This is a genomic window from Geobacillus zalihae NBRC 101842 (assembly GCF_001544135.1).
Lineage (GTDB): Bacteria > Bacillota > Bacilli > Bacillales > Anoxybacillaceae > Geobacillus > Geobacillus zalihae.
Map to the genome: position 1 here is coordinate 33,981 of NZ_BCPV01000015.1, position 13,799 is coordinate 47,779.

Sequence of the window (13,799 nt, forward strand, 5' to 3'; positions counted from 1 at the left end):
GACTGGGCATGCGACAGCATGCCCTCCTCGAACAATGGACGTTTTGCGGGCAAATGGCATTTGCCCTCTGGCGTTCTTGTTCGAGGAAAGAGGCAGAAAAGCTTGTGTTCAGCCAGCTCATGATTGGCGATCGAATGAAATGGTGGAAATAGCTCTAAGCGCCGGGTTTTCGGAAGACCGAACAACGCCGCTTTCAGGGATCGAGGCATAAACATGGGGCTCTGTCTTTTGCGGCGTTTTGTGGTGCAACGGGAACTCACCAACAAGTTTATGTCTGTATCTGGAAGATGGTGATCACGCTGGCACGGGGGACGAGGATTTCGGATATATAGGAAAACGGGGGAATGAAACGATGAACTTTCGATTGAGCGAAGAACATGAAATGCTGCGAAAAATGGTGCGCGAATTTGCCGAAAACGAAGTGGCGCCGACTGCCGCTGAGCGAGACGAAGAAGAGCGGTTTGACCGCGGCATTTTCAACAAAATGGCGGAACTCGGTTTAACAGGCATTCCGTGGCCGGAAGAATACGGCGGCATTGGCAGCGATTATTTGGCCTATGTCATTGCCGTTGAGGAGCTGTCGCGCGTCTGCGCCTCGACCGGGGTGACGCTTTCCGCGCATATATCGCTCGCCAGCTGGCCGATTTACAAGTTCGGCAACGAAGAACAAAAGCAGAAGTATTTGCGCGCCTTAGCGACTGGGGAAAAACTAGGGGCATATGCTCTGTCCGAGCCGGGGGCGGGGTCGGATGTCGCCTCGATGAAAACGCGTGCGGTAAAAGATGGGGACCACTACATTTTAAACGGCTCGAAAGTATGGATCACCAACGGCGGCGAAGCGGAAATTTACGTCGTATTTGCCGTCACCGATCCGGAAAAGCGGCATAAAGGGATCAGCGCCTTTATCGTGGAAAAAGGAACGCCGGGCTTTTCGTTCGGCAAAAAGGAAAAGAAACTCGGCATTCGTTCGTCGCCGACGACGGAGCTCATTTTTGAAGACTGCCGCATTCCGAAAGAAAACTTGCTCGGTCAAGAAGGAGAAGGGTTTAAAATCGCCATGATGACGCTCGATGGCGGCCGCAACGGCATCGCCGCCCAAGCGGTCGGCATTGCCCAGGGCGCGCTGGATGCGGCGGTGGACTATGCGAAACAGCGCGTCCAGTTCGGCAAACCGATCATCGAGCAGCAAGGGATCGCTTTCAAGCTCGCTGACATGGCGACGGCCATTGAAGCGGCGCGGCTCTTGACCTATCAAGCGGCATGGTTGGAGTCGAATGGCTTGCCGTACGGCAAAGCATCCGCCATGGCGAAACTGTTTGCCGGCGACACGGCGATGAAAGTGACGGTCGAGGCGGTGCAAATTTTCGGCGGCAACGGCTACACGAAGGACTACCCGGTCGAGCGGTTTATGCGCGACGCGAAGATTACGCAAATTTACGAAGGAACGCAAGAAATCCAACGCCTTGTCATTTCGCGCATGTTGACACGCAATTAAACATTGCGTGTCCACTCATTCGTGTTGACACGCAATTAAACATTGCGCGTCCACTCATTCGTGTTGGCGCGCGATTGAAACATTGTGCGTCATTTCAATGGTTTTGGATCTGAACGGCGGCTTGGCGCTTTGGGAAAGGGCGCACGGATAGGCATGGGGCGGGGCGGCGCCCCGCCGTCAAATGGGAATGGGGGAGAGACAACGAACATGAAAAAACGGGAAGTGATTGCATCGGTCAAAGACGAAAAGCTCGTGAAAAAACGGCGCAATGAGATGATCAAAGGCGCGATTTCCTTGTTTAAACAAAAAGGTTTCCACCAAACGACGACAAGGGAGATCGCCAAAGCGTCCGGCTTCAGCATCGGCACGTTGTACGAGTACATCCGCAAGAAAGAAGACGTCCTCTATCTCGTGTGCGACCGCATTTACGACGAAGTGCGGGAGCGGACGGAACAAGACCTCGGTGCCCACCATGGCACGATCGAAGGGTTAAGGCGCGCCATTGCCCACTATTTCCGCGTTGTTGATGAACTCGATGATGAAGTGCTCGTCATGTATCAAGAAGTGAAAGCGCTAAGCAAAGAATCGCTGCCGTATGTGTTGAATAAAGAACTCGATATGGCGGCGATTTTCGAACATATTTTGCGCGCATGCGTTGAGAGCGGGGCGTTGCAGCTTTCTGAAAGCGAAATCCGCCTGTTCGCCCACAACATCGTCGTTCTTGGGCAAATGTGGGCGTTCCGCCGTTGGGTGCTGCGGAAAATGTATACACTCGATGAATATATCGAACTGCAAACCGAGTTTTTATTAAAGGGGATTATGGAGAAACAGCGAGTCTAAAAGGGGGAGAAGAAACGATGGCGCACATTTACCGTCCGAAGCATCACGTCCGCTTTGTGACTGCATCGAGCTTGTTTGACGGCCATGACGCCTCAATCAACATTATGCGCCGCATTTTGCAGGCGAGCGGCGCCGAGGTCATCCATTTAGGCCATAACCGATCGGTGGAGGAAATCGTCAATGCCGCCATTCAGGAAGATGTGCAAGGCATTGCCGTCTCCTCGTATCAAGGCGGGCATATGGAATTTTTTAAATATATGTACGACCTGCTCCAAGAGCGGGGGGCGTCCCATATCCGCATTTACGGCGGCGGGGGCGGCGTCATCATCCCGCGGGAAATCAAAGAGCTGCACGAATATGGCATCGCCCGCATTTTCTCGCCGGAAGACGGCCGACGCCTCGGCTTGCAAGGGATGATCAACGTCATGCTTGAAGAGTGCGATTTTCCGACCGTGACGACGGTGACCGATGAACTGGAGCGGCTTCCGTCCGGCGATGTGCAGGCGATCGCCCGGCTCATCACGCTGTGCGAATACCGCGCTGAGGCGGACAACAAAGAGGCGGCCGCGGCGGCGGAAGCCGCCATTGAACAAGTGAAGGCGCTCGAGAAGCGCGTGCCGGTGCTCGGCATCACCGGCACAGGCGGGGCTGGGAAAAGCTCGCTCACCGATGAGCTCGTCCGCCGCTTTTTAAACGAAATTCCGGATATCAAAATCGCGATCTTGTCCGTCGACCCGACGAAGCAAAAAACGGGCGGGGCGCTGTTGGGCGACCGCATCCGGATGAATGCGATCAACTCGCCGCGCGTTTACATGAGAAGCTTGGCGACGCGCCATTCCCGCTCCGAGTTGTCGCCCGCGATTCGCGACGCCATTTCGGTTGTCAAGGCGGCCGGATTTGATCTTGTCATCATTGAAACGAGCGGAATCGGCCAAGGCGACGCCGCCATTACCGAAGTGTGCGACGTGTCGATGTACGTCATGACAAGCGAGTTCGGCGCGCCGACGCAGCTTGAGAAAATCGACATGATCGATTATGCCGATTTGATTGTCATTAATAAATTCGAGCGCAAAGGGTCAGAAGACGCAAAACGACAAGTGCAAAAACAATATCAGCGCAGCCATCAGCTGTTTGACCGCGATGTTTCGGAAATGCCGGTGTACGGCACGATCGCCAGCCAGTTTAACGACCCGGGCACGAATACGCTTTTTGTCGCGCTTGTGGATACGATCAATCAAAAAGCAGGAACGAATTGGAAAACAAGCTTGAAAACGGTCGCCAATGTCGAAAAGCATAATGTCATCATTCCGAACGAGCGCCGCTACTATTTGCGCGAAATCGCGGAAACGGTCCGTTCGTACCACCGCCGCGCCGAGCAGCAAGTCGGGGTGGCCCGACGCCTCTTCCAAATCGAAGGGGCCATCGAAGCGGCGAAGGAACGGGGCGAAGCGGAAGACGTGATCCGCGCGCTCGAGACGCTCAAAGCGGATTATGAGGCGAAATTGACGCCGGAATCGAAGCGCATTTTGGCGACATGGGAAGAAACGAAAGCGAAATATGCGGCAAAACAATTGGTCACGAAAGTGCGCGATAAAGAAATCGTGACCGAACTGACGACGAAAACGTTGTCCGGTTTGGACATTCCGAAAGTCGTCTTGCCGAAATTCAAAGACTACGGAGAGATTTTGCGCTGGGTGTATAAAGAAAACGTCCCTGGCTCGTTCCCGTATACGGCCGGCGTCTTCCCGTTCAAGCGCCAAGGCGAAGACCCGAAACGGCAGTTTGCCGGCGAAGGGACGCCGGAGCGCACGAACCGCCGCTTCCATTACTTGTGCAAAGAAGACAAGGCGAAGCGGCTCAGCACCGCGTTCGACTCCGTGACGCTCTATGGCGAAGACCCGGACTACCGGCCGGACATTTTCGGCAAAGTCGGGGAAAGCGGCGTCAGCGTCTGTACACTTGATGATATGAAAAAGCTGTACAAAGGGTTTGACTTGTGCGACCCGCTCACATCCGTGTCGATGACGATCAACGGTCCGGCTCCGATTTTGCTGGCGATGTTTATGAATACGGCGATTGACCAGCAAGTCGAGAAAAAGGAAGCCGAGCTTGGCCGCCCGCTCACGCCGGAAGAGTACGAACAAGTGAAGGAATGGACGCTGCAAACGGTGCGCGGCACGGTGCAAGCCGATATTTTGAAGGAAGACCAAGGGCAAAACACGTGCATTTTCTCGACTGATTTCGCCTTAAAAATGATGGGCGACATTCAAGAGTATTTCATCAAGCACCGCGTCCGCAACTACTACTCGGTGTCGATCTCCGGCTACCATATCGCCGAGGCGGGGGCGAACCCGATCACGCAGCTGGCGTTTACGCTTGCGAACGGCTTTACGTATGTCGAGTATTACTTGAGCCGCGGCATGCACATTGACGATTTTGCGCCGAACTTGTCGTTTTTCTTCAGCAACGGCCTCGATCCGGAGTATTCGGTCATCGGCCGCGTCGCCCGCCGCATTTGGGCGATCGTCATGCGCGAAAAATACGGCGCCAACGAACGGAGCCAGAAACTGAAATACCATATCCAAACGTCCGGCCGTTCATTGCACGCGCAGGAGATCGATTTCAACGACATCCGCACGACGCTGCAGGCGCTTCTGGCGATTTATGACAACTGCAACTCCCTGCATACGAACGCCTATGACGAAGCGATCACGACACCGACCGAAGAGTCGGTCCGTCGGGCGATGGCGATCCAACTCATTATCACGAAAGAGTTTGGCTTGACCAAAAACGAAAACCCGCTTCAAGGGTCGTTCATCATTGAAGAGCTGACCGATTTGGTCGAAGAAGCGGTGTTGCAAGAGTTTGAACGGCTCAACGACCGCGGCGGCGTGCTTGGGGCGATGGAGATGCAATACCAGCGCGGCAAAATTCAAGACGAATCGCTTTACTATGAAACGAAGAAACATAGCGGTGAACTGCCGATCATCGGCGTCAACACGTTCTTGAACCCGAATCCACCGTCAGAAGAGGAGCTGAACAACATTCAGCTCGCCCGGGCGACGTATGAAGAAAAAGAGACGCAAATCCGCAACTTGCGCGAATTCCAAGAGCGGAACAAAGACAAAGCCGGTCCGGCGCTTGAACGGCTGAAGCAAGTGGCGACAAGCGGCGGCAACATTTTCGAAGAATTGATGGAAACGGTGAAAGTCGCCAGCCTTGGACAAATCACCCGCGCCTTGTACGAAGTCGGCGGACAATACCGGCGGAATATGTAATTCAAGCGCGTTCCGTTGTTCACAGCTTTCGATGGACGGCCTCGATCACAATGGATAACGGCCCGTTGAACTTTAGCAGATCGGTAGAATGATAGGCAGCGGCTGTCGGTTCGCTGGAGGCGAAACGCACGGAACGCGGATGAGGCCAGAAGATGAAGACGAATGGGCTTCGTAAGGAAAAAGTGGAGCGGTGTGAACAAAGGTGATTGTGACAACGGATATGTCGGAATCGGAAGGAGGGCCACCCTCGCCGCAGGGCTGCCCTCCTTTGCTTTTTTCGGCAAATGGGTAGCATAAACCCCGACAATTTGTTTATAATGAATGGTATGTATTCCACTTGCATTCATTTGTTTCATTAATATAGAAGGGGAGTGCTGAACTTGAGCCTGCAGCAGCAATACTCGCCGGAGGAATTGCAGGAGATGTCGTTCGTCGAGCTGGCGAACCTCATTTTGCTTGACAAGCGGGAGGCGCTGCCGTTTGATCAACTCGTTCGTGAAGCAGCAGCGCTGGCCGGCATATCGGAAGAAGTGGTGGAGGCGCGGCTGGCCCAATATTACACCGATTTAAACATCGACGGCCGGTTTATTTGCGTTGGAGAAAACGTCTGGGGATTGCGCGCATGGTATCCGTTTGACCAGACAGAAGACGAAACGGTGACGATCGTCAAGCCGAAGAAGAAGAAAAAAGCGCTTGACGATGAATACGATGAATACGATGAGTTGCTTGAAGATGGAGATCTCGATTACGACGATTTGGATGAATATGATGAGGAAGAGCTCGAGCTTGATGAAGATGAGCTCTTGGAAGATGAAGAATTCGATCTAGATGAAGATGTCGCGTTTGACGATGACATTCTCGGCGATGAAGAGTTTGAACTGGACGATGCGCCGCTTGATGAAGAGCTTGATCTCGAAGAGCCGGACGAAGACGAATAACCGCTTGACTTTGCCAGGGGAACCCGGTACAATGTGTGTTGGGCTCTTGAAAACGAACAAATCGATCGCTCCCTTACGTACGGTAAGCGGAGCGTTTTTTATTTGCGCCTTTCGCAAACACTGAAACTGTTACCGCAATTTCGGCAAGGGGGAAGACAAAATGACGAAATACATTTTTGTGACGGGCGGCGTTGTTTCCTCGCTCGGGAAAGGGATTACGGCGGCTTCGCTTGGACGTTTGTTGAAAAACCGCGGGTTGAACGTGACGATCCAAAAGTTTGACCCGTACATTAACGTCGACCCAGGGACGATGAGCCCGTATCAGCACGGCGAGGTGTTCGTCACGGACGACGGTGCAGAGACGGATTTGGATTTAGGGCATTATGAACGGTTCATCGATATTAATTTAAACAAATACAGCAACGTGACGACAGGAAAAATTTATTCCGCCGTCATCCGCAAAGAGCGCCGCGGCGATTACCTAGGCGGCACGGTGCAAGTCATTCCGCACATTACCAACGAAATTAAAGAGCGCGTCTTCCGGGCCGGAAGAGAGACGAACGCCGATGTCGTCATTACGGAGATCGGCGGCACGGTCGGCGATATTGAATCGCTTCCGTTTTTAGAAGCGATCCGCCAAATCAAAAGCGATGTTGGACGCGAAAACGTCATGTACATCCACTGCACGCTCGTGCCGTACATCAAGGCGGCTGGGGAAATGAAAACGAAGCCGACGCAGCACAGCGTGAAAGAATTGCGCAGCCTCGGCATTCAGCCGAACGTCATCGTCGTGCGCACGGAAATGCCGATGCCGCAGGAAATGAAAGAGAAAATCGCCCTCTTTTGCGATATTGATCCGAAAGCGGTCATCGAGGCGCGCGATGCCGACACGCTGTATGCGGTCCCGCTTATGCTTCAAGAACAAAAGCTGGACCAAATCGTGTGCGAACATTTGCGCCTCAACTGCGGCGAAGCGGATATGACCGAATGGAAAGCGCTCGTCGAGAAAGTGCGCAACTTATCGAAAACGACGAAAATCGCTTTGGTCGGCAAATACGTCGAGCTCCCGGACGCCTATATTTCTGTTGTGGAGGCGCTCCGTCATGCGGGGTATGCGTTTGACACCGACATTGATATTCAGTGGATCAATGCGGAGCATGTGACTCGTGACAATGTGGCCGACCTGTTGAAAGATGCGGACGGCATTTTGGTTCCGGGCGGGTTTGGCGACCGCGGGGTCGAAGGGAAGATTGAGGCGATCCGCTACGCCCGCGAGCAGCGCGTGCCGTTTTTGGGCATTTGCTTAGGAATGCAGCTTGCCTCGATTGAATTTGCTCGCCATGTTGTCGGGTTGTCCGGCGCCCATTCGTCCGAGTTTGACCCGAACACGCCGCATCCGATCATCGACTTGCTTCCGGAGCAGAAGGATGTCGAAGATTTAGGCGGCACGCTCCGCCTCGGCTTGTATCCGTGCAAGCTGCAGGAAGGGACGCTTGCCTACGCCGCCTACGGCGATGAAGTCATTTACGAGCGCCATCGCCATCGGTACGAATTCAACAACCAATACCGGCCGATCATGGAAGAGCACGGCTTCGTCTTTTCCGGCACGAGTCCGGACGGACGGTTGGTTGAAGTGATCGAACTCAAGGATCATCCGTGGTTCGTCGCCGCGCAATTCCACCCGGAATTCACCTCGCGCCCGACGCGGCCGCAGCCGTTGTTCCGCGAGTTTGTCAGAGCGTCGCTGAAAGAGTAACGAAAAAGGGGCTGTCCCAAAAAAGCCGTAGAACGGCCTTTTGGGTCCAGCCCCCTTTCTTTTTTGGATATTTTTCATCTTGTCAAGCACGATGCCCATTGATCAGGCGCCGTTTTTTGGGCGGTTTCTATACCTCTTTGCCTTCAGCCGGCGGGAGAGCGCTCGTTTTCATGGCGGCTGTTATTCATATTCCGCCAAAATTTCATCGAGCAACACGCGCAGTCCGTAGTAGATGAATGAAGCGGTGATGATCGTCGGCATGCCGATGCGGCGGCCGTCTTCGGTCGGCACGAGCGGGCGGGAAAGTTTGCTGTCGATAAAGACGGTGGCCATATCGGCCAGTCCGGGTTCATCCTTGACGAGCGCCGCGACGGCCACTGCATCGACGCCGTGCGCCTGCAGCTGTTCGGCGAGGCGAATGGCCTCAGCATCATTGGAAAAGCGGGCAAATAGAAGCGCTCGGTCCGTTTCCTGCCAGTCATCGGTTGCTGTCGGCTCAAGCCGTTTGGCTTTCGGCAGCGGATCGGGGCCAAGAAGCGCGGCGGTGACGACCGCATCGAGTTCACCGATGCCATACAGCCAAATGCGCCCATCACCGATGGCGGCCTGAGCGAGCAGACGCGCCCCGTCTTCGAGCGCCAGCTCTTCGTCCGCGGCGATTTTTTGCAACAATCCGATCGTTTGCGTCGTTAAAATTTTCACGGTTCGGCCTCCCTTCGCCGCTATTATACAAAATCGGCAAACAACAAGAAAAGCAAGCAGGAAATGGGTTTGCCAAATGCGAAACATTAATAGGGAGAAAACAGGGAATAGAGGTGCATAACGGTGGGAAACAAAATTTTAATTGTCGATGATCAATATGGCATCCGCATTTTGCTCAACGAAGTGTTTCAGCGGGAGGGGTATGTAACGTATCAGGCCGCCAACGGCATGCAGGCGCTCGAAATCGCCCGCAAACATCACCCCGATCTTGTGCTTCTGGATATGAAAATTCCTGGCATGGACGGCATTGAAATTTTAAAACGGTTGAAAGAGATTGATCCGGATATTAAGGTGATCATCATGACCGCCTACGGGGAGCTCGATATGATTCAAGAAACGAAAGAGCTCGGGGCGCTGATGCATTTTGCCAAGCCGTTTGATATTGACGATTTGCGCGTTGCCGTCAAAAAATACATTACCGCCTAGACAGCGCCATCGATGAGCGGCTTTCCTTTGGCAAAGAAAGCGAAGCAATAAGTATGGATGACGCTGTCGTCTTTCGGAGATGAAAGGGTGGAAATGTTGCCGTTTTGCCGGCAAGTTGATATGCTTATAAACGTAGATGCATTTTGCGCCGATGGATTCAACCACCGTCATGGCGACAAAGACGACGATCAGCTAAGGAGGATGGAACCATGCCGTTAGTATCAATGAAAGAGATGTTGAACGAGGCGCTGCGCGGCAAATATGCGGTCGGTCAATTCAACATCAACAACTTGGAATGGACGCAAGCCATTTTAGCGGCGGCCGAAGAGGAAAAATCGCCGGTCATTCTCGGCGTCTCCGAAGGGGCGGCCCGCTATATGAGCGGATTCAAAACGGTCGTCAATATGGTCAAAGGGTTAATGGAAGACATGAACATCACCGTTCCGGTCGCCATCCATCTCGACCATGGATCGAGCTTTGAAAAATGCAAAGCGGCGATTGACGCCGGGTTCACCTCGGTTATGATTGACGCCTCCCACCATCCATTTGAAGAAAACGTCCGCATCACCTCGCAAGTCGTTGAATATGCTCATGCGCGCGGCGTTTCGGTCGAAGCGGAGCTCGGCATCGTCGGCGGGCAGGAAGACGACGTCGTCGGAGAAGGGATCATTTACGCCGACCCGAAAGAGTGCGAAGAGCTTGTCAAACGGACAGGCGTCGACTGTCTCGCCCCGGCGCTCGGTTCTGTGCACGGCCCATACAAAGGAGAGCCGAAGCTCGGATTTGCCGAAATGGAGCAAATCCGCGATTTAACCGGCGTTCCGCTTGTGCTCCACGGCGGCACCGGCATTCCGACCGAACAAATTCAACGCGCGATCTCCCTTGGCACATCGAAAATCAACGTCAATACCGAAAACCAAATGGCGTTTACCAAAGTCGTCCGCGAACTGCTCGCGAAAGACCCGAACGTCTATGATCCGCGCAAAATCATCGGCCCGGGCCGCGACGCCATCAAAGCGACGGTCATCGGCAAAATGCGCGAGTTTGGCTCGTCCGGAAAAGCGGCGCGATGAATCGGCTTCGCGGGCGGCGTTTGGCCGCCGCGCGGCTGCCTTTGCATGTGCAACGAATAACAAGGAGGGTTCAGCATGAAATTTTTTATCGACACTGCCAACTTGGAAGAAATCAAACACGCCCATGAACTCGGCATTTTGGCCGGCGTCACGACCAATCCGAGCCTCGTGGCGAAGGAAAACGTATCGTTCCATGATCGGTTGCGCGAAATTACATCGATCGTTTCTGGTTCGGTGAGTGCTGAAGTCATTTCGACCGACGCCGCTGGCATGATCGCGGAAGGAGAAGAGCTGGCGAAAATCGCCCCGAACATTACGATCAAAGTTCCGATGACGCCGGAAGGCTTAAAAGCAGTCAAGGCGTTCAGCGAAAAAGGGATTCAAACGAACGTGACGCTTGTGTTCACCGCCAACCAGGCGCTCTTGGCCGCACGCGCCGGCGCGACGTACGTCTCTCCGTTCCTCGGCCGCCTCGATGACATCGGCCATAACGGTTTAGAGCTCATTTCCACCATCGCTGAGATTTTCAACATTCATGGCATTGAAACGGAAATCATCGCCGCTTCGATCCGCCATCCGCACCATGTGACGGAAGCGGCGTTGCGCGGGGCGCATATTGCCACGGTTCCGTACAAGGTGCTTATGCAATTGTTCAACCATCCGCTGACCGATCAAGGAATTGAGAAGTTTCTCGCCGACTGGAATCGGCAAAAATGAAAGTAAGCCGTTTGCCTCTTGGGTGAAGCGGGCTCGCTCTGCCGCGTTCAGGCCGGACGTGATGAGCCCGCCCGGCTTTGCTTTTTCGTCCCAGGGGTGAAGCCAACTTCCGAGCAAAGAAGGGAGACGACGATGGATAAAATGAAAATTATCGGCGGAGATCGGCTGCGGGGAACGATCAAAGTGAGCGGTGCGAAAAACAGCGCGGTCGCTTTGATTCCTGCAGCGATTTTGGCCGATTCGCCGGTGACGATCGAGGGGTTGCCGGACATTTCCGACGTGCACATTTTAGGAAGCTTGATCGAAGAAATCGGCGGCTCGTTTTCGTTTGACGGCAAAGAGGCGGTCATCGACCCAACGAATATGGTGTCCATGCCGCTTCCGAATGGGAAGGTGAAAAAGCTGCGCGCCTCCTACTATTTGATGGGGGCGATGCTTGGCCGCTTCAAAAAAGCGGTTGTCGGCTTGCCGGGCGGATGTCATCTCGGTCCGCGCCCGATTGACCAGCATATCAAAGGGTTTGAGGCGCTGGGCGCCACCGTAACGAACGAGCAGGGCGCCATTTATTTGCGCGCGGAAGAACTGCGCGGAGCCCGCATTTTTTTGGACGTCGTCAGCGTCGGCGCGACGATCAACATCATGCTGGCGGCGGTGCGCGCCAAAGGGCGGACGATTATCGAAAATGCGGCGAAAGAGCCGGAAATCATCGATGTCGCGACATTGCTTTCGAATATGGGCGCGAAAATCAAAGGAGCTGGCACCGATGTGATCCGCATTGACGGCGTCGAAACATTATCGGGCTGCCGCCATGCCATCATCCCGGATCGGATCGAAGCCGGGACGTACATGATTGCCGCCGCGGCCACCAATGGCGAAGTCGTCGTCGACAACGTCATCCCGCAGCACGTTGAATCGCTGACGGCCAAATTGCGCGAAATGGGGGTGCGCGTGGAGACGGGGGAAGATCAAATTCTCGTCTGCGGCACCGACGTTTTGAAAGCGGTTGACGTCAAGACGCTCGTCTATCCGGGCTTCCCAACGGATCTGCAGCAGCCGTTTACCGCGCTGCTGACAAAAGCCAACGGCACAAGCGTCGTCACCGACACGATTTACAGCGCCCGCTTCAAGCATGTCGATGAATTGCGGCGCATGAACGCCAATGTAAAAGTCGAAGGCCGCTCAGCCATCGTCACCGGCCCCGTCAAACTGCAAGGGGCGAAAGTGAAGGCGAGCGATTTGCGCGCCGGGGCGGCGCTTGTCATTGCCGGGCTGATGGCTGAAGGAGTGACGGAGATCACCGGCGTCGAGCATATCGACCGCGGCTACAGCAACCTCGTCGAAAAACTGTCTGACATCGGCGCCACCATTTGGCGCGAAAAAATGACCGATGAAGAAATCGAGCAAGTGAAAAACGCGTAACGTCCAGTCGACAAAGGGGAAGGGGAGAACGACGATGGAACGAAGCTTATCGATGGAACTCGTGCGCGTCACCGAAGCGGCGGCGCTTGCCGCCGCCCGCTGGATGGGGCGCGGGAAAAAGAATGAGGCTGATGACGCCGCGACGTCGGCGATGCGCGACGTGTTTGACACCGTGCCGATGAAAGGCACCGTCGTCATCGGCGAAGGGGAAATGGACGAAGCGCCGATGCTGTATATCGGGGAAAAGCTCGGCAACGGCTATGGCCCGCGCGTCGATGTCGCTGTCGACCCGCTTGAAGGGACGAACATCGTCGCTTCCGGGGGATGGAACGCCTTGGCTGTCGTCGCTGTCGCTGACCACGGTCATCTGCTTCACGCGCCGGACATGTACATGGAGAAAATCGCCGTCGGGCCGGAAGCGGTCGGGATGATTGACATTGAGGCGCCGATCATCGACAATTTAAAGGCGGTGGCGAAGGCGAAAAACAAAGATATTGAAGACGTCGTCGCGGTTGTTCTCAACCGCCCGCGCCATGAGCGTCTCATTCATGAGCTGCGTGAAGCCGGCGCCCGCATTAAGCTCATCAATGACGGCGATGTCGCCGCCGCCATTAACACGGCGTTTGACCATACCGGCGTTGACATTTTGTTCGGCTCGGGCGGCGCGCCGGAAGGAGTGCTCGCGGCGGTCGCGTTGAAATGCCTTGGCGGCGAACTGCAAGGAAAGCTGCTGCCGCAAAACGACGATGAAGTCGAGCGGTGCAAACAAATGGGCATTGACGTCAACAAAGTGCTGCGCATGGACGATTTGGTGAAAGGAGACGACGCGATTTTTGCCGCCACCGGCGTCACCGACGGCGAGCTGTTGCGCGGCGTGCGGCTGAAAGGGGCGTACGGCCTCACCCACTCCGTCGTCATGCGGGCCAAGTCCGGCACGGTCCGCTTCATCGAAGGGCGGCACAGTTTGAAGAAAAAACCGAACTTAGTCATCAAATGATATCCTGCCATCCGGCCGGGCGCCGGAGCCGCGCCTGGCTCGGAAAAACAAAAAAATATTGATTAAAAAGAAGAAAAAAGGGTAAAATAGTCGTGTTG

The 13,799-nt window shown here is 54.7% G+C and carries 11 protein-coding genes; 10 read left to right on the forward strand and 1 reads right to left on the reverse strand.

All coding sequences use genetic code 11. The features are described from left to right. The first annotated feature begins 352 nt into the window (after positions 1-352). The 5 genes from GZ1_RS06495 (at position 353) to pyrG (ending at position 8,307) form a co-directional block, all read left to right on the forward strand. A complete protein-coding gene (locus tag GZ1_RS06495) occupies positions 353-1,495 on the forward strand; it encodes an acyl-CoA dehydrogenase (protein WP_060788151.1) in 1,143 nt (380 codons plus the stop codon). A 207-nt stretch (positions 1,496-1,702) separates the two neighbouring features. Then, entirely contained in the window at positions 1,703-2,335 is a 633-nt protein-coding gene (locus GZ1_RS06500; RefSeq protein ID WP_011232859.1) for a TetR/AcrR family transcriptional regulator, read from the forward strand. A 17-nt stretch (positions 2,336-2,352) separates the two neighbouring features. Then, the gene (icmF, locus tag GZ1_RS06505; RefSeq protein ID WP_060788152.1) at positions 2,353-5,613 is read left to right on the forward strand and encodes a fused isobutyryl-CoA mutase/GTPase IcmF; all 3,261 of its coding nucleotides are present in this window, start codon (positions 2,353-2,355) and stop codon (positions 5,611-5,613) included. A gap of 380 nt (positions 5,614-5,993) precedes the next feature. Then, a complete protein-coding gene (rpoE, locus tag GZ1_RS06510) occupies positions 5,994-6,551 on the forward strand; it encodes a DNA-directed RNA polymerase subunit delta (protein WP_060788153.1) in 558 nt (185 codons plus the stop codon). A 160-nt stretch (positions 6,552-6,711) separates the two neighbouring features. Then, entirely contained in the window at positions 6,712-8,307 is a 1,596-nt protein-coding gene (gene pyrG, locus GZ1_RS06515; RefSeq protein ID WP_020754390.1) for a CTP synthase, read from the forward strand. Between the two features lie 180 nt (positions 8,308-8,487). Here pyrG and GZ1_RS06520 read toward each other — a convergent pair whose 3' ends face one another. Continuing rightward, the gene (locus tag GZ1_RS06520; RefSeq protein ID WP_025949631.1) at positions 8,488-9,009 is read right to left on the reverse strand and encodes a DUF2529 domain-containing protein; all 522 of its coding nucleotides are present in this window, start codon (positions 9,007-9,009) and stop codon (positions 8,488-8,490) included. Positions 9,010-9,132: 123 nt separating this feature from the next. Between GZ1_RS06520 and GZ1_RS06525 the strand changes: the two genes are divergently transcribed. From GZ1_RS06525 to glpX, 5 genes are all read left to right on the forward strand, one after another. Beyond that, positions 9,133-9,495, forward strand: coding sequence for a response regulator (locus GZ1_RS06525; RefSeq protein WP_013146624.1), 363 nt, complete (start codon positions 9,133-9,135; stop codon positions 9,493-9,495). 209 nt (positions 9,496-9,704) lie between these two features. After that, a complete protein-coding gene (locus tag GZ1_RS06530) occupies positions 9,705-10,568 on the forward strand; it encodes a class II fructose-bisphosphate aldolase (protein WP_011232853.1) in 864 nt (287 codons plus the stop codon). Between the two features lie 75 nt (positions 10,569-10,643). Then, positions 10,644-11,285 (forward strand): fructose-6-phosphate aldolase, encoded by a 642-nt coding sequence (fsa, locus tag GZ1_RS06535; protein WP_011232852.1) that lies wholly within the window; start codon positions 10,644-10,646, stop codon positions 11,283-11,285. 132 nt (positions 11,286-11,417) lie between these two features. Next, positions 11,418-12,704, forward strand: coding sequence for a UDP-N-acetylglucosamine 1-carboxyvinyltransferase (gene murA / locus GZ1_RS06540; protein WP_013524815.1), 1,287 nt, complete (start codon positions 11,418-11,420; stop codon positions 12,702-12,704). Positions 12,705-12,738: 34 nt separating this feature from the next. Continuing rightward, positions 12,739-13,701 (forward strand): class II fructose-bisphosphatase, encoded by a 963-nt coding sequence (glpX, locus tag GZ1_RS06545; protein ID WP_011232850.1) that lies wholly within the window; start codon positions 12,739-12,741, stop codon positions 13,699-13,701. Positions 13,702-13,799 lie beyond the last annotated feature (98 nt).